This is a genomic window from Streptomyces sp. NPDC060205 (genome assembly GCF_042728395.1).
GTDB lineage: Bacteria > Actinomycetota > Actinomycetes > Streptomycetales > Streptomycetaceae > Streptomyces.
In genome coordinates, this window is sequence record NZ_JBHWZP010000024.1 from 36,471 (window position 1) to 52,885 (window position 16,415).

Consider the following 16,415-nt stretch of genomic DNA (forward strand, 5'->3'; position numbering starts at 1 on the left):
GACGGTTCGGCAGGGGGACAGCGATGGACGGTGTACCGCGAGTACCGGAGCAGTGGGATCCCGAGGAATCGGTGGCCCTGCGCTTCAGTGTGCTCGGGCCGGTGCGCGCCTGGCGTGGGGCACAGGCGCTGCCCACGGGGTCCCCTCAGCAACGCGCCCTGCTGGCCGCCCTGCTGCTCCGTGAGGGCCGCACGGCGACGTCCGGCGAGCTGATCGACGCCCTGTGGGGCGACGACCCGCCGTCCCAGGCGCTGGCGGCCGTGCGCACGTACGCCTCGCGCCTGCGCAAGATCCTCTCCCCCGGCGTCCTGGTCAGCGAGTCCGGCGGGTACGCGATCCGGCTCACCGACGCCTCCGGCGGCGGCGCCACCCTCGACCTCGCGCTGGCCCAGGAGCTCGCGGCCGACGCGGAGAAGGCCAAGAGCAGGGGCGATCTGTGCCATGCGCGCGCCCTGCTGAACAAGACGCTGAGCCTGTGGGACGGAGAGGTCCTGGCGAGCGTCCCCGGCCCGTACGCGGAGACCCAGCGCACCCGGCTGCAGGAGTGGAAGCTCCAGCTCACCGAGTCCCGCCTGGACATGGACCTCGAACAGGGCTGCCACGCCGAGGCCGTCTCCGAACTCACCGCGCTCACCGCGGCGCACCCCCTGCGGGAGCGGCTGCGGGAACTGCTGATGCTGGCGCTGTACCGCTCGGGCCGCCAGGCCGAGGCCCTGGCCGCGTACGCCGACACCCGGCGGCTGCTCGCCGACGAGCTGGGCGTGGACCCGAGCCCGGACCTCCAGGAACTGCAGCAGCGCATCCTCCGGGCCGACCCCGGCCTCGCCGAACCCTCGGCGCCGCTGGCCCCCGAGACCGCTGCCGCCCCGGTGCGTCCCGCCCAACTGCCCGCGACCGTGCCGGACTTCACCGGACGCACGTCCTTCGTCTCCGAACTGTGCGAGGTCCTCGCGAGCGCCGAGGGCCGCGTGATGGCCGTCTCCGCGCTGGCCGGCATCGGCGGCGTCGGCAAGACCACGCTCGCCGTCCACGTCGCCCACCAGTCGCGCGTCGCCTTCCCGGACGGTCAGCTGTACGTCGATCTGCAGGGCGCGGGCGCGCGGGCCGCGGCGCCGGAGGCCGTCCTGGGCGCATTCCTGCGCGCGCTCGGCACCCCGGACTCGTCCATTCCGGACACCCTGGAGGAGCGGGCGGCGCTGTACCGCTCGGTGCTCGACGGCCGCCGGGTCCTGGTCCTCCTCGACAACGCCCGGGACGCGGCCCAGGTCCGGCCCCTGCTGCCCGGCACCGAGGGCTGCGCCGCGCTGGTCACCTCGCGGGTACGGATGGTCGACCTGGCCGGCGCGCATCTGGTCGACCTCGACGTGATGTCGCCGGAAGAAGCCCTCCAGCTCTTCACGAAGATCGTCGGCACCGAGCGCGTCGAGTCGGAACGCCAGTCCGCGCTGGACGTGGTCGCGGCCTGCGGCTTCCTGCCGCTGGCCATCCGGATCGCCGCCTCCCGGCTGGCCGCCCGCCGCACCTGGACCGTCTCCGTCCTCGCGGCGAAGCTCGCCGACGAGCGGCGCCGCCTGGACGAACTGCAGGCCGGCGACCTGGCCGTGAAGGCCACCTTCGAGCTGGGCTACGGGCAGCTGGAGGCCGCCCAGGCCCGCGCCTTCCGGCTGCTGGGCCTCGCGGACGGCCCCGACATGTCCCTGGCCGCCGCCGCCGCGGTCCTCGACCTGCCCCTCGACGACACCGAGGAACTCCTCGAATCCCTCGTCGACACCTCGCTGCTGGAGTCGGCGGCACCCGGCCGCTACCGCTACCACGACCTCGTACGGCTCTACGCGCGTGCGTGCGCCGAACGCGACGAACAGCCGCCGGGCGAACGGGCCGCCGCGATGTCGCGCCTGCTCGACTTCTACCTCGCCACGGCCGCAGGCGTGTACGCCATCGAGCGCCCCGGCGACCGCCTGGTGGACCACCTGGAGACGACGCAGTACCCCGGCCTGACCTTCACCGGCGGCAGCGCCGCGCTCGACTGGCTGTACACGGAGGCGGCCCCGCTGCTGGCCTGCGTACGGCAGTCGGCGGGGACGGAGTTGCTGCGGCGGGCGGTGGATCTGCTGTGGGCGGCGCGGGACCTCGCCGAGTCCGGCGCCAACTCCCACCAGTACGAGACGACGGCCAGGGCGATGTGCGACGCCACCCGGGCCGCGGGAGACGCCCACGCGGAGGGCAGAGCACGCACCACGCTCACCCACCCGCTGCTGGTGTCCGGCCGGATCCAGCAGGCGGCCGAGCAGGCGCAGCTCTCCCTGGAGCTCGCCACCTCCGCCGATGACGCCATGGCGATGAGCTGGGCGGCCAACGACCGCGGGCTCACCCTCATGCACCAGGAGCAGTTCGCGAGCGGCAAGCCGTTCTTCGAGCAGGCGATAGAGGGGTACGCCGCGATCGGCAACCGGCCCCTCGAAGCGCTCAGCCTGTGCAACCTCTCGCGCGCCCACCTCGGCATGGGCAACACCGACAAGGCCGTGGAGATCGCGCAGCGCGCCCTGGCGACGTACCTGGAGATCGGCAAGACCCTGCGGCTGGCCAACGGGCACTTCACGCTGGGCATCGCGCTGACCCGGGCTGGCCGGCACGCCGAGTCCCTCAACCAGTTCTCCGACGCCCTGGCCGTCTTCGGCAGCCACCGCCAGCGGCTCTGGGAGGGCACCACCAACTTCCGCATGGCGGAGGTGCATCTGGCGGCCCGCCGGCCCGCACAAGCCGCCCAGCACGCCGAACAGGCACTGGCGCTCGGCTGCATCGGGGGCGACCGGATGCAGGGGACCGTGCTGACGCTGCTCGGCCGGGCACTCACCATGCTGGGGCAGGTGGACCGGGCCAGGGCCTGCTGGCGCGAGGCGGTCAACCTCCTGGAGCAGAACGGCGGTTCCGCGCAGGCGGAGGAGGTCAGGGTGCTGCTCACGCCCGCCACGGCGGCGTGAGCGAGCGGCCCGCGCCCGGGCCGTTGCGGACGTTCAGCATTCGTTTATCTCCGCGCGGCACTCTCATATCTGTCACACCGTCGCGTCGGGGGGCAGACGGTCTGACCAGGAGCCCAACCGGCTAGTGTGCGGCTCCGAACGCCCGTCCAGCGGCCCTCGGGGGAGTCTCTGGACGGGCGTTCCTCACTCGTCAAGACAACGGAGGACACAAGCCATGAGCGACCAGACGAAGGACACGAACCCCACCGCGACCACGCAGGACAACGGGATGCCGACTCCTCCCGCCAAGGACCCGGTCGTGGCCACTCCTCTCGACAACGGGATGCCGACCCCTCCCGCCGAGGACCCGGTCGTCACTCCGCTGGACAACGGGATGCCGACGCCGCCCCAGAGCGACATCCGGACGCTGGACAACGGCATGCCCTCGCCGCCCGCGCTGGACCTCGACGGCGGCAAGTAAGGACCTTTCTCCCGACGGGGATCGGCCGCGGTGGCGCGGAGGGGGAGCCACCGCGGCCGAAGTCTGTCCGGGGCACGATCCGGCCGATCGGCGACGTGCGCCGTTTCGGTTCGGCATGGGGTAGCACCCGTAGGTGGCCGGCGTTTTCGGGCGTCCGGCCGTTCCCTCTCACCCAGGAGTCGGTATGAACCGAACGCAGAAGTTCCTCACGACCCTCACCCTGATACTCGGGGTCGGCGCCGCGGCCGCGAGCCCGGCGCTGGCCGACAACTCCATGCCGGCGCCCGCGCCGGACGACACCGCGGCCGTGACCGCGCCGGCCGCGCCGGCCGTCCCGGCACCCTGACGTCCACGATCCCGACGGGCCGGGCCCCTCACGGCGCTCGGCCCGTCGTCGTGTCCGGGGCCCTCGGGACCGGCCGGAACGCGTCGCCGGGCTCGTTGCGGCCCTCGCGGTGCCCGTCCGTACGCCGTACTGTGCGCACCACGATGACAGCGCAGCCCATCGAGCCCGGCAGGCCCCTCGTTCCCCGGCCGGAACGGACACCCGGCGCCCTTCGCGCGGCCGTCATCCGGGTTGCCCCGCACCGGCTCGCCGAACTGGAGCGGGAGACCGACGGAGCCATCGGGGCCGCCGCACGCACCGGGAGTCTCGGGCCGCTCATCCAGCTTCTCGACAACTGGGCCGTCACCGTGGAGATCGCGAGGTTCCCGTCCACGGCCGCGCGGCTCCGCAAGGCCGAGCACACGGTGGGGGCCGTCGGGCGGGGCTCGCCCGCGCGGCGCGGGGCGTGGGACGAGATCCACGCGTTGCGCGCGGCGGCGCGGGCCTCGCTGGCGCGGGGCTCAACGACTCCGACGTAGGTACGTCGCTCACCTGCGGGCCGGTGGGGGCTGGTCGCGCAGTTCCCCGCGCCCCTGACGGGCGGGACTGCGCCCCGGCCCGGTACTCGTCCGCGGGCCGGTGGGGGTGGGCCGCGCAGTTCCCCGCGCCCCTGACGGGCGCCCCTGAAGGGCGCCCCTTACGGGCGCGTCCGTGTTACGCGCAGAGGTCGTCGTCGATCACGGCGTTCTGGGTGTTCTGGGTGGACGAGTCCGTCGAACCGTCGCCCGTCGAGTTCAGGACCACGGTGTGGCGGCCGTCGGCGCTGATGCCGTTGCGGGTGGTGTAGCCGGGGAGGTTGCCCCCGTGGCTGTAGTAGACGCCGCCGCAGGACAGCGGGACGCTCATCAGGCCGAGGCCGTAGCGCACACCGGGCCAGGCTTCGTCCAGTTCGGGGGCCGGTACGGTCGTCTTCATCGCGGTCAGCTCCGCCGGGCGCAGCAGTCGGCCGCCGAGGAGCGCCTGGTAGAAACGGCTCAGGTCGGCCGTCGTACTGATCATGGCGCCCGCGGCACCGCCCGCGGAGGCGTTGAGTTCGGTGATGTCGATCGCGGGTCCCGCTTCCTCGAAGCTGGAGTAGCCGCGCAGATGGCGGCCGGGGATGCGGGACTCGGTGGTCGGGGCGAGGGTGTCGCGCAGGCCGAGCGGGCGGATGAGACGGTTGGTGACCTCCTCGTTCCAGGTGTGCCCGGTGGCCTTCTCGATGATCATTCCGGCGAGGATGTAGTTGGTGTTTGAGTAGCTCCACCCGTCGCCCGGCGCGAATCGCGGGGTGTGCCTCATCGCGATGCCGACCAGCTCCTGCGGGGTCCAGGAGCGGTACCGCTCGGCCTGGTAGCCGGCCGTGCCTTCGAACTCGGGGAAGTCCGACGTGTAGTCGAACAGCCCGCTGGTGTGCTGGAGCAGCTGCCGTACGGTGATCGCGCCGCCGTCGTTGCCGTTGCCTGAGACGACTCCGGGCAGCCAGTGCTCCACGGTGTCGTCGAGCGACAGGCGCCCCTCGCCGACGAGTTGCAGGATCACCGTGGCGACGAACGTCTTGCTGGCGCTGGCGATCCGGAACTTGTCACCTGGGCGTACGGCGGCCTGCGTGGCCCGGTCGGCGACTCCGCCGGTGGCGTACCGGACACCGCGCGGGTCCGTCGAGCGCGCCACGACCCCGACGGTCCCGGTCTTCATGATCGCGTCCACGCCGGCCTGCAGCGCCCTGCCGTGCGAGGCGTCGCGGGCGGGGGTGACGGTGGCCCCGGTCGCGCCCGCGGCGGGCAGGGTCAGGCCGATACCGGCCAGCACGGTCGCCAGGGTCGTGGCCACCACTCGGGAGGTGAGTTCGGTCTTCATGGATCACGGACTCCAAGCGTCTGGGTAGGGGTCGAACCGTCGTCGCGGCACGCCCACCACGCTAGAAACCCCACCCGTGCACGACGATCAAGCAGGCGCCCCAGTAGGCCCTGGTGCACTCCCCCGCACGAAGGTAGCGCCAGCTGTACCAACAAGCCGAACCCCATCCCACCAAGGGGCGCGGGGAACTGCGCAACAAGCCCCCACCGGCCCGCAGTCAACAACGCGCCGGCACCACCCCCACCCCAGGGGCGCGGGGAACTGCGCGACCGACCCCCACCGACCCGCACACGACACCCGACCGCAACCACCCCTCCCCCTCAGGGGCGCGGGGAACTGCGCAACAAGCCCCCACCGGCCCGCAGTCAACAACGGGCCGGCACCACCCCCGCACTCCCCGTGACGGCCCGTCAGCCCCTGCGCCGCGCATCGTCCAAGTACCGAAGAACCGCCGCGACCCGCCGATCCACCTGATCGGCCGGCGACAGGTCCAACTTCGCGAAGATGCTGCGGATGTGCTTGTGCACGGCCCCCTCCGTCACCACCAGCCGCTCGGCGATCGCGCCGTTGCCGAGCCCCTCCGCCATCAGCGCGAGCACATCCCGCTCGCGCGGACTGAGCCGCTCCAGCCGCGTGTCCTGCCGGCTGCGGGTGAACAGCTGCGCGACGACCTCCGGGTCGATCGCCGTACCCCCGCCCGCCACGCGATGGAGCGCGTCCAGGAACTCCTCGACCCGCCCCACCCGCTCCTTGAGCAGATAGCCGAGCCCGGTCACCCCGCCGCCCAGCAGCTCCGTGGCGAACGACTGCTCGACGTACGCCGACAGGACGAGCACCGCGAGATCGGGCCGCCGCCGCCGGGCCTCCACCGCGGCGACGATCCCCTCGTCGGTGTGCGTGGGCGGCATCCGTACGTCGAGGATGGCGACATCCGGCTTGTGCGTGTCGATGGCGTCGAGGACGCCGTCCCCGGTGCTGGCCGTCCCCACCACGTCGAGCCCCTCCGCGCGCAGCAGCAGCGCCAGCCCCTCCCGCAGCAGCGCGTCGTCCTCGGCGATCACAATCCGCATGGCAGTTCCACCTTGAGAGTCGTCGGGCCGCCGGGCGGGCTGGCCAGTTCGAGGGTGCCGTCGTGCGCGGCGATCCGGTTGCGGATGCCGGTGAGCCCGGACCCGCCGTTCTCGTCGGCGCCGCCCCGGCCGTCGTCGGTGATGTCCAGGCGCAGCCGCCCGCCACCGCTGCGGACGGTGACCGCCGCCTGTCGTGCCCCGCTGTGCTTGGCGATGTTCGTGAGGGTCTCGGCGACCACGAAGTAGGCGGTCGCCTCGACGGACGCGGCGCACCGCTCGGGCGCCTGGACGTCGATCCGGCAGGGCACCGGACAGCTCGCGGCGAGTCCGGTGAGTGCCCCGGCGAGCCCTCGGTCGGCCAGGACGGGCGGCAGGATGCCGCGGGCCACCGAGCGCAGTTCGGACAGGGCCTGTTCGGCGGCGCTCTGGGCGCGTTCGAGGAGTTCTTCGGCGCCGGCCGGATCGCGGGCCACCATGCGGCGCGCGGCGCCGAGGAGCACGGTGACGGTGACGAGCCGGTTCTGGGTGCCGTCGTGCAACGAGCGCTCGATGCGCCGTAGTTCGGTGGCGTGGGCGTCCAGGGCGGCGGCCCGGGTGGCGGTGAGTTCCGCGACGCGCAGGGACAGGTCCGTGTCGGGTCCGGCCGCGAGGAGGAGTCGCCCCGGCCGGTCCTGGAGGCGTGCCATGCCGGGGCTGAGGCCCAGGATGATGGCGGTCCAGCCGAGGCCGAGCAGGGCGGCGGCGGCAGCGTCGGCCCAGGTCTCGGCGACTCCTATCCCCAGGGACGTACTGGTCGCGCCCTCCGGCAGCAGGCGCCAGTAGAGCGGGAAGAGGGAGTCGCGCAGGGCCAGCAGCGGCAGGAGCAGGCCGCAGATGCCGAGCAGCAGGCCGAGCGTGGCGTGGCGGAGCAGCCAGCGCAGCTCGCGGCGTGTGGTGGGGTCGACGACCGCGAGCCGCACCGCGGTCGGTGCCGGGTCGGGGCCCAGGACCTCGGGTCCCCACCGCCCGAGCCGGTCGCGTTCCCGGCCGGCGAGCGCGTGCAGGGCGCGCAGGGTGAGCGGTGCCATCAGCAGTCCGACGCCCACCAGGGACGTCACGGCGGTCGCGGCGGCCCAGCCGAGGACGAGCAGTGCCATCAGCGCGGTGCCGAGTCCGCCGACGAGCTGTTCGAGAGCGGCGACGGCCGCACCGGCCGCGCGAACGACGGTGGCCCGGATCCCGGGCCGGTCCTCGCCGCCGTCGTCGGGTACGCCGGGCGGGGTCGGGGTCGGCATCGGCCCCTCCTCTCTCGGTCGTCAACGGCCTCGTGCGGGCGACCGCTGCACTGTCGTGGAGGAGCGTAGAGGTACAGCAGGCTGTACCCCCACTCGGGCTGCTGGCGGGCTCGGCCGGCCGGGGTCCTGATCCGTACCTTCGAAGCCACGACAGCGAGACCCGCAGCGCGCACCGCCGGCCGCGAACCAGGCACCACGCACCGCGAACCGCGCAGCGCGCAGGGTCCGAAGAGCTCGAAGACTCCGAAGAGGACAGCCATGACGACCACGGACCCCTACCGCCTCGACGGCCTCGCCGGGGGCGCGGATCCCGCCCGGCAGGACGCGCCCCGGGAAGGCATCACCCGGGACCGCTTCGTGCGTACGGTGCTGTGGCTGGTCCTGGTGATCAGCACCGTCGGCAACATGGTGGCCTCCTACAGCGCCGCCTCCACCGGGGTCCACCTGGTCTGCGGCGGGGTCACCGCCCTGTGCGTGACCGCGCTCGTCGTCCGTCATCTGCGGGGCCGGCGATGAGCGGGGTCCTCGCGGGAGCCGGCCGCCCGATGGCGGCACCGACCGCGCCGGCCATCGAGCTGGTGAACGTCAGCAAGACGTACGCGGGAGGCGTCCGCGCCCTCGACGACGTGTCGCTGAGCGTCGAGCACGGCACGTTCCTCGCCGTGATGGGGCCCTCGGGCTCCGGCAAGAGCACCCTGATGCACTGCGCCGCCGGACTCGACTCCCCCACCTCGGGCAGCATCCGTATCGGCGACCGTGAGATCAGCGGGCTGAACGAGACCCGCCGTACCGAACTGCGCCGCGAGCACATCGGTTTCGTGTTCCAGTCCTACAACCTGGTCCCCGCGCTCAGCGTCGCCGACAACATCACGCTGCCGCTGCGGCTGGCGGGCCGCGCCCCGGACCGGGAGTGGGTACGGACGCTGGTCGAGCGGGTCGGTCTCGCCGACCGGATGGCGCACCGGCCCGCCGAACTCTCCGGCGGCCAGCAGCAACGGGCGGCGATCGTACGGGCGTTGGTGGCGAAGCCCACCGTCGTGTTCGCCGACGAGCCGACCGGCGCCCTCGATCTGCGCAGCGCCCACGAGGTGCTGGGCCTGCTGCGCGAACTCGTCGACGAGCTGCGCCAGACCGTGGTGATGGTCACCCACGACCCGGCCGCCGCCGCCCAGGCCCATCACGCGGTGGTGATGGCCGACGGCCGGGTGGTGGAGCGCCTGTACCGGCCCACCGCCCCCGAACTGGCCGACCGTCTCGTCAAGCTGGGAGAGGTCTAGAACCATGCTGCATCTCGCGGTCCGTATGGCAGGACACCGGATCACCGCCCTGATCGCGGTGGCGTGCGCGGTGCTCGGCGGCGCGACGCTGATCACCGGCACGGGGGTACTGGCCGAGTCCGGTCTGCGCTCCCAGCTGCCGGCCGGACGGCTCGCCGGGGCCGACGTCGTGGTCTCCACTGACCAGAGCTTCCATCCGGCCGGTGACCTGCCGATCGCCCTGCCGGAGCGCGGCACGGTCCCGGCCGCCCTGGTGGGCCGGCTGGCCGAACTGCCCGGTGTCACCGCGGCGGTCGGTGACGTCAGCTTCCCGGCCGCCGTCGTCGACGCCGACGGCCGCGTCGTACCGGCCGAGGAGCCGCGGACGGCCGGTCACGGCTGGTCCTCGGCCAAGCTGCTCACGGACGCGAAGGTCAGTGGCGACCAGCCGTCCGGTGGCGCGGAGGTGGCGCTCGACCGGGCGACGGCCGAGGCCGCGGGTGTCCGGGCGGGCGATCGGGTCCAGGTCGTCGCGGCCGGCCGGTCCGCCGCCGCCTACCGCGTCACGGCGGTGGTGGACGCCCCGGGTGCGGGCATCCTCTTCGCCGACCCGACGGCCCGGCGGCTGGCGGGCCGCGACGGCGGCAGCGGCGCTGCGGGAGCGCGCGCCGGGACCGTCGACCTGGTCGGTCTGCGCACCGAGCCGGGCGCCGAGGCCTCGGTGGCCGCCGCGGCCCGCGAGACGATCGAGGAAGCCGGCGAGAACGCCCGCGGGGACGCGAAAGGAACCTCTTCCGACAGGGCCGGCGCCGAAGTGATCGTCTCCACCGGTTCCGCCCGCGGTGACATCGCCTCTCCCGGCGCGGGCGCGGCCCGTTCGCTGCTGATCCTGCTCGCCGGTTCGCTCTCCGGGATCATCATGCTGATCATCGGGTTCGTGCTGGCGAGCGCCCTGGCCGTGTCGATCGGCGGCCAGCGCCGCGACCTCGCCCTGATGCGGGCCGTCGGCGCGACCCCGAAGCAGATCAGGCGCCTGGCCGCCGCGCAGGCCTCGGTCATCGCCGCCGTGGCGGTCGTGCCCGGGGTGGGCCTCGGTTATCTGCTGGCCGGGCAGTTCCGGCGGATGCTCGTCGACCGCGAGGTGATCCCGGCCGGTCTGCCGCTCACGTACGGCACGCTGCCCGCGCTCGCCACCGTTCTCCTCCTGGGCCTCGCCGTGCAGGTGTCGGCCCGCAGCGCGGCGTGGCGCACCTCGCGGCTGCCGGCCACGGAGGCGGTCGCCGAGTCGCGCGTGGAGCCCCGTACCCCCTCGAAGATCCGGATCCGCGCGGGCCTGCTGCTGATCGTCGGCGCGACGACGCTCTCGGTGGTGCCGCTGCTGAGCCGGACGGTCCTCGGTGCGGCGGCCACCTCCATGGCCGGGATCATCGGCGCGATCGGTCTGGCCCTGGCGGGACCTGCTCTGGTCAAGGGCATCGGGGACACGGCGGCCCGGCGGCTGCGGCCCTCGGTCTCGGCCCCGACCTGGCTCGCGGTGGCGAACATCCGCGGGTACGCGCTGCGGCTGTCGGGGGTCGTCAGCGCCCTCGCCATGGCGGTCGTGTTCGTCCTGACCTACACCCTCGCCCAGACGACCGTCATGAGCGCGACCGCGCAGGACACCCGCACCGGCACCCTCGCCCAGCGGAGCCTGAGCGCGCCGGGACTCGGCGGTGTGCCCGCCGGCACCCTCGCGGACGTCCGGCGGACCGACGGTGTGCGGGCGGCGGCCCCGGTCAGCGACACCACGGTCGTGTGGGAGTACGAGATGTTCGGCGAACCGGAGGTCGAGGCCGCCTCCGCGATGATCCTGACCCCGGCCGCGCCGGACGTCCTGGACCTCGGCGTACGGGACGGCAGCCTGGCCGGGCTCACCGGTGACACGGTCGCCGTCGACAGCGAGGCCGCCCGTTCCCGTGGTGCGGAGGTCGGCAGGCGGATCACCCTCGTCCTCGGGGACGGCAGCCGGGTCAGCCCGAAGGTCGTCGCCGTCTACGACCGAGGCCTCGGCTTCGGCCCGGTCGCGCTCTCCCACGACCTCGCCGCGGGGCACACCACCGCGGGCCTCGACCAGCGTGTCCTCGTCCGCACCGACGGCACCGACGCCGCAGAGCGCAACCTCGCCGAACTGGCCGCGTCCCGGGCTGGGTTGACCCTGGCGCCCACCGACACCGGGTCCGGCGACAGCCTGAGCGACGCACCGGCGACGGTCTGGATCAACCTCGCCACCATCGTCGTGCTCCTCGGCTATCTGCTCCTGTCCATCGCCAACAAGCTGGTCGCCACGACCGCCCAGCGGCGCAACGAGATCGCCACGCTCCGCCTCAACGGCACCACCCCGCGCCAGATCCTCGCGATGATGCGCCGCGAGGCCGCGGTGATCGGGGTCGCCGCCCTCGCCACCGGCCTGCTGCTGTCGGTGGTCCCGCTCGCGCTGCTCGGCATCGGCTTCCTGGACCGGCCGTGGCCCGCGGGCCCGGTGTGGCTGCTGCCGGCCGTCGCGCTGACCGTGATCGGCACGGCCTTCGTCACGGTCGAGCTCCCCACCCGGCAGGCCCTGCGCACGGCCCCGGCCCACGCGCTGTCCGCCCGCGAATAGCGCACGGCACGTGGGCGAACGGGGGTCCCGCCCGCACCGGGCGGGGCCCCTCAACGCCGCTTCCGCAGCTCTCCCTTCACGACCTTCCCGCTCGCGTTGCGGGGCAGTTCGCCGACGAACTCCACCGCTCTGGGCACCTTGTAGTTGGCCATCTCGCGGCGGGCCCAGGCGATCAGGTCGTCGCCGGTGAGCGGGGCGCCCGGACGGCGTACGACATAGGCCTTGCCGACCTCGCCGAGCCGGGCGTCCGGGACGCCGATCACCGCCACGTCCGCGATGTCCGGGTGCAGGCCGAGGAGTTGCTCTATCTCCGCCGGGTACGCGTTGAAGCCGCCGACGATGAACATGTCCTTGATGCGGTCGGTGATCCGGAGGTTGCCGGCCGCGTCCAGGACGCCGATGTCGCCCGTGCGCAGCCAGCCGTCCGGGGTCATCGCCTCCGAGGTGGCGGGGGCGTCCTCGTAGTAGCCGCGCATGATGTTGAAGCCGCGGACCAGGATCTCGCCCGGGGTACCGGGGGCGACGGCGGCGCCCTCGCCGTCCACGACGCGCACCTCCGTGCCGGGGATCGCGCGGCCGGACGTGGAGGCGATCACGTCCGGCTCGTCGCCGCGGCGGCACATCGTGACGATCCCGCTGGCCTCGGAAAGACCGTAGGCGGTGAGGACCGTGCCCACGCCCAGCTCCGCCCGCAGCCGCTCCACCAGCAGCAGCGGCACGACCGCCGCGCCCGTCACCACCAGCCGCAGGGCGGAGAGGTCGTACGCGTCACGGTGGGGGTGGTCCAGGAGGGACTGGTGGAGGGTGGGCGGGCCGGGGAGCACGGAGATGCGTTCCGAGGCCACGTTCGCGAGGACCGTGTCCACGTTGAACACCGGCTGCGGGATCATCGTCGCGCCCCGCATCAGACAGGCGATCACGCCCGCCTTGTAGCCGAAGGTGTGGAAGAAGGGGTTCACGATCAGATAGCGGTCGCCCTCGCGCAGACCGGCCAGTTCGCACCAGACGTCGTACGCCCGCAGGGTCTGCGCGTGCGTGATCACGGCGCCCTTCGGGCGGCCGGTGGTGCCCGAGGTGAAGATGATGTCCGAGGGGGCGGACGGGTCGAGCGCCGCGGCCCGTGCCCGCACCTCGGCCTCCCCCACGCCGTCCCCGCTGGCCAGGAAGTCCTTCCAGGTGCGGAAGTCGGCGGGGGCGTCATCGGACAGGACGACCACCTGTTCCAGATACGGAAGCCCCGGGAGAGGCCCCGCGCCACGGCCCGTATGGGCGCCCGCGTCGGCACGCGCGTCGGCCGGCTCCTCGCTCTCCGCGCAGGCCCGCCGCAGGGAGGCCACGTACGAGGTCCCCAGGAACGTGCCCGTCACGAACAGCAGTTTCGTCCGGCTCCGGGCCAGTACGTACGCGGCCTCCGTCCCCTTGAAACGGGTGTTCAGCGGGACGAGGACCGCGCCCGCCGACACCGCGCCGAGGGCGGACGCCATCCAGTCCAGGGTGTTGGGCGCCCAGATGGCCACCCGGTCGCCGGTCCGCACGCCGTTCGCGATACAGGCCGCCGCCGCGCGTTCCACCCGGGCGCCCAGCTCCGCGTACGTGACGCGGGTACGGCCCTCGACGACCGCCTCCACGTCCGCGTACCGCTCGGCCGCCGCCCGCACGAGCCCCGGGATCGTCTCCCACTCCAAGTCACCGCGCACGGCAGGCCTCCCTCCGCCGCCGGGCGATCGAACCGATCGAACCGATCGGCCGATCAGCCGGACGGCCGCTAGCTGACTACCCGTCAGATTAGCTGTAGCCTGACGCCCTGTCAGCATTCGTGGACCAGGGTGGAGGTGCGTCCATGGCACGGACAGGGGCGGGCACGGGGGCAGGCGCCGGGGCGGGCACAGGAGCGGGCACCGGAGCGACGGGGCTCAAGGACGCGACCGCGATCGTCGGCATCGGAGAGACGCCCTTCGCCAAGCAACTCCCCGACAGCGAGAAGACATTGGCCTGCCGGGCCATCCTCGCCGCCCTCGACGACGCGGGCATCTCACCGGCCGAGGTCGACGCCCTCGCCTCCTACACCATGGAGGAGACCGACGAGGTCGAGGTCGCCAAGGCCGTCGGATTCGGCGACCTCAGCTTCTTCAGCAAGGTCGGCTTCGGGGGCGGCGGTTCCTGCGCCACGGTCGCGCATCTGGCGTCCGCGGTGGCCACCGGCCAGGCCACGGTCGGAGTCGCCTGGCGCTCACGCAAACGCGGCAGCGGACCGCGCCCGTGGAAGAACACGGCCGTCCAACTCCCCACCCCCGCCCAGTGGACCCGCCCCTTCGGCCTCCTGCGCCCCGCCGACGAGATAGCCATGCTCACCCGCCGCTATCTGCACGAGTACGGGGCGACCCGCGACCACCTCTTCAACGTGGCGCTCGCCTGCCGCAACCGGGCCAACCAGAACCCCGCGGCGATGATGTACGAGCGACCGCTGACCCGGGACATGTACATGACCTCGCGCTGGATCAGTGAGCCGCTCTGCCTCTTCGACAACTGCCTGGAGACGGACGGGGCACTCGCCTGCGTGATCGTCTCCGCCGAACGCGCCCGCGACTGCCGCCGCAGACCCGTGTACGTGCACTCCGCCGCCCAGGGCCTGCCCGCCCAGCACCACGGGATGGTCAACTACTGGAACGACGACCCGCTGACCGGCCCCGCCTGGACAGCCGCCCGACACCTGTGGAAACAGGCCGACTTCACCCCCGAGGACGTGGACGTCGCCCAGATCTACGACGCGTTCACCCCCCTCATCCCGCTCTCCCTGGAGGGCTACGGCTTCTGCGGCCGGGGCGAGGGCGGCGCCTTCACCGAAGGGGGCGCCCTGGAGATCGGCGGCCGGCTGCCGCTCAACACCAGCGGGGGCGGGCTCTCGGAGGCGTACGTCCATGGCTTCAACCTCATCAACGAAGGCGTGAAGCAGCTCAGGGGGACCAGTACGGCGCAGGTGCCAGGCGCAGCGACCTGCCTGGTGACGGCGGGCGAGGGCGTCCCGACGTCTGCGCTGCTCCTGAGGAACTGAGGAACCGAGGAACTGCGGAACCGAGTCAACCTAGGAGGCCACATGCTCACACCTGTGGTGGACGACGACGGCGCCCCGTTCTGGGAGTACGCGGCCCGGGGCGAGCTGCGCGTCCAGGCCTGCGCCGAACCCGGCTGCGGGGAACTGCGCTTCCCGCCCCGCCCCTGCTGCCCGCACTGCCACTCCTTCGACAGCGAGTGGCGCAGGATGAGCGGCCGGGGCCGTATCTGGTCGTACGTGATCCCGCACCCCCCGCTCCTGCCCGACTACGCGGCGCAGGCCCCGTACAACGTGATCGTCGTCGAGCTGGCGGACGCGCCGCGGATCCGGCTGGTGGGGAATCTCGTCAGCGGGCCCGACGCGGCGCTCAACTCGGTCGCGGGGGAACGGATCCGGATCGGGGCGCGGGTGCAGGTGGTGTTCGGCGGCAGGGACGGCGGGGACGGCCTCCGGCTGCCGCGCTGGGTGCTGGAGCGGCCGTGACCGCCCTGCGGACCACCACCGACAAGGAGACGGGCGTCGCGGTGGTGACCCTGGACCGCCCCGAGCGCCTGAACGCCATCGACCTGGAGATGACGGCTCAACTGAAGTCGCTCTGGGCGGAGTTCAGATTCGACGACACCGTACGGGCGATCGTCCTCACCGGGGCCGGCGACCGGGCCTTCTCGACGGGACTCGACCGGAACGCGGAGATCCCGCAGCCGGGATCCCCGTACATGATGGACGACCCGCTCGCCTCGATCGGCCCGAAGGCGTCCGGCCTGTGGAAGCCGGTGATCGCGGCGGTGAACGGGATGGCGTGCGGCGGGGCGTTCTACCTGCTCGGCGAGTCCGACTTCGTGATCGCGGACGAGACGGCCACGTTCTTCGATCCGCACACGACGTACGGCATGGTCAGCGCGTACGAGTCCGTGTACCTGGCCCAGCGGACGCCGTTCGGGGAGGTGGCCCGCATGGCCCTGATGGGAACGGCCGAACGGGTTTCCGCGCGGCGGGCGTACGAGGTGGGGCTGGTGTCGGAGGTGACGGCGCGGGGGGAGGCGGTGGCGGCGGCGGTCAGCTGCGCGACCGTCATCGCCTCCTGTCCGCCCGCGGCGGTGCAGGGTACGGTGCGGGCCCTGTGGTCGGCCCAGGAGGCCACGCGGACGGCGGCCCTGTCCCAGGCCCCCCACCTGATCACCCTGGGCAACCTGCCCCCCGAGTCCCAGACCCCCTTGTTCACCACCCGCGACAAAACCTTCCGAACCCGCTGACCCTGCGGGCCGGCGAGGGCTGGCCGCGCCCCTGACACTCGACCGCGGGCCGGTGGGGGCTTGTCGCGCAGTTCCCCGCGCCCCTGAGGGGGTGGGGGTTGACGCCCGCGTCCTGCCAGCGGGTGCGTCGTGGCTAAGCGCGCAGTTCCCCGCGCCCCTGAAAAGCGGGGCTGCGCCCCGGCTTTGGTCTTTAGGGGCGCGGGGAAC

Annotated in this window: 14 protein-coding genes; 10 read left to right on the forward strand and 4 right to left on the reverse strand. The window is 73.3% G+C overall.

Annotated elements, in window-relative coordinates; translation table 11 throughout:
* The first annotated feature begins 23 nt into the window (after window positions 1-23).
* The 4 genes from ACFWGJ_RS06770 (at window position 24) to ACFWGJ_RS06785 (ending at window position 4,305) form a co-directional block, all read left to right on the forward strand.
* On the forward strand, window positions 24-2,981 hold the full coding sequence (locus tag ACFWGJ_RS06770) for a BTAD domain-containing putative transcriptional regulator (protein ID WP_387321497.1): 2,958 nt from the start codon (window positions 24-26) through the stop codon (window positions 2,979-2,981).
* A gap of 214 nt (window positions 2,982-3,195) precedes the next feature.
* Window positions 3,196-3,441, forward strand: coding sequence for a sigma-like protein (locus tag ACFWGJ_RS06775; RefSeq protein WP_384806313.1), 246 nt, complete (start codon window positions 3,196-3,198; stop codon window positions 3,439-3,441).
* A 184-nt stretch (window positions 3,442-3,625) separates the two neighbouring features.
* Window positions 3,626-3,787: a hypothetical protein gene (locus ACFWGJ_RS06780; RefSeq protein WP_387321498.1), complete on the forward strand. Its 162-nt coding sequence runs from the start codon at window positions 3,626-3,628 to the stop codon at window positions 3,785-3,787.
* 143 nt (window positions 3,788-3,930) lie between these two features.
* Window positions 3,931-4,305: a DUF6247 family protein gene (locus tag ACFWGJ_RS06785; protein ID WP_387321499.1), complete on the forward strand. Its 375-nt coding sequence runs from the start codon at window positions 3,931-3,933 to the stop codon at window positions 4,303-4,305.
* Between the two features lie 175 nt (window positions 4,306-4,480).
* Here the strand turns inward: ACFWGJ_RS06785 and ACFWGJ_RS06790 are convergent, their stop codons facing one another.
* The 3 genes from ACFWGJ_RS06790 to ACFWGJ_RS06800 form a co-directional block, all read right to left on the reverse strand.
* Window positions 4,481-5,665 carry a serine hydrolase domain-containing protein gene (locus ACFWGJ_RS06790; protein ID WP_387321500.1) on the reverse strand — a complete coding sequence of 395 codons (1,185 nt, stop codon included), beginning with the start codon at window positions 5,663-5,665 and terminating at the stop codon, window positions 4,481-4,483.
* A 410-nt stretch (window positions 5,666-6,075) separates the two neighbouring features.
* Complete coding sequence (locus ACFWGJ_RS06795) at window positions 6,076-6,735, reverse strand: response regulator (protein ID WP_387321501.1); 660 nt, start codon at window positions 6,733-6,735, stop codon at window positions 6,076-6,078.
* A complete protein-coding gene (locus tag ACFWGJ_RS06800) occupies window positions 6,723-8,009 on the reverse strand; it encodes a sensor histidine kinase (RefSeq protein WP_387321502.1) in 1,287 nt (428 codons plus the stop codon). The genes ACFWGJ_RS06795 and ACFWGJ_RS06800 overlap by 13 nt, the downstream gene beginning before the upstream one ends.
* Window positions 8,010-8,267: 258 nt before the next feature.
* On the opposite strand from ACFWGJ_RS06800, the gene ACFWGJ_RS06805 reads away from it, so the two are divergent.
* Genes ACFWGJ_RS06805 through ACFWGJ_RS06815 form a run of 3 tightly spaced genes read left to right on the forward strand, consistent with a single transcriptional unit; the run spans window position 8,268 to window position 11,903 of the window.
* Complete coding sequence (locus ACFWGJ_RS06805; RefSeq protein ID WP_387321503.1) at window positions 8,268-8,525, forward strand: hypothetical protein; 258 nt, start codon at window positions 8,268-8,270, stop codon at window positions 8,523-8,525.
* Window positions 8,526-8,554: 29 nt separating this feature from the next.
* On the forward strand, window positions 8,555-9,286 hold the full coding sequence (locus ACFWGJ_RS06810) for an ABC transporter ATP-binding protein (RefSeq protein WP_387321504.1): 732 nt from the start codon (window positions 8,555-8,557) through the stop codon (window positions 9,284-9,286).
* Window positions 9,287-9,290: 4 nt separating this feature from the next.
* Window positions 9,291-11,903, forward strand: coding sequence for an FtsX-like permease family protein (locus ACFWGJ_RS06815; protein WP_387321505.1), 2,613 nt, complete (start codon window positions 9,291-9,293; stop codon window positions 11,901-11,903).
* 50 nt (window positions 11,904-11,953) lie between these two features.
* Here ACFWGJ_RS06815 and ACFWGJ_RS06820 read toward each other — a convergent pair whose 3' ends face one another.
* Entirely contained in the window at window positions 11,954-13,600 is a 1,647-nt protein-coding gene (locus ACFWGJ_RS06820) for a fatty acid--CoA ligase family protein (protein WP_387321506.1), read from the reverse strand.
* 143 nt (window positions 13,601-13,743) lie between these two features.
* Between ACFWGJ_RS06820 and ACFWGJ_RS06825 the strand changes: the two genes are divergently transcribed.
* From ACFWGJ_RS06825 to ACFWGJ_RS06835, 3 genes are read left to right on the forward strand one after another with little or no spacing between them, the layout of a single operon-like run.
* On the forward strand, window positions 13,744-14,955 hold the full coding sequence (locus ACFWGJ_RS06825; RefSeq protein ID WP_387321507.1) for a lipid-transfer protein: 1,212 nt from the start codon (window positions 13,744-13,746) through the stop codon (window positions 14,953-14,955).
* A 42-nt stretch (window positions 14,956-14,997) separates the two neighbouring features.
* Window positions 14,998-15,438, forward strand: a complete 441-nt coding sequence (locus ACFWGJ_RS06830) for a Zn-ribbon domain-containing OB-fold protein (RefSeq protein WP_381833622.1) — start codon at window positions 14,998-15,000, stop codon at window positions 15,436-15,438.
* On the forward strand, window positions 15,435-16,208 hold the full coding sequence (locus ACFWGJ_RS06835; protein ID WP_387321508.1) for an enoyl-CoA hydratase/isomerase family protein: 774 nt from the start codon (window positions 15,435-15,437) through the stop codon (window positions 16,206-16,208). The genes ACFWGJ_RS06830 and ACFWGJ_RS06835 overlap by 4 nt, the downstream gene beginning before the upstream one ends.
* Window positions 16,209-16,415: the final 207 nt, after the last annotated feature.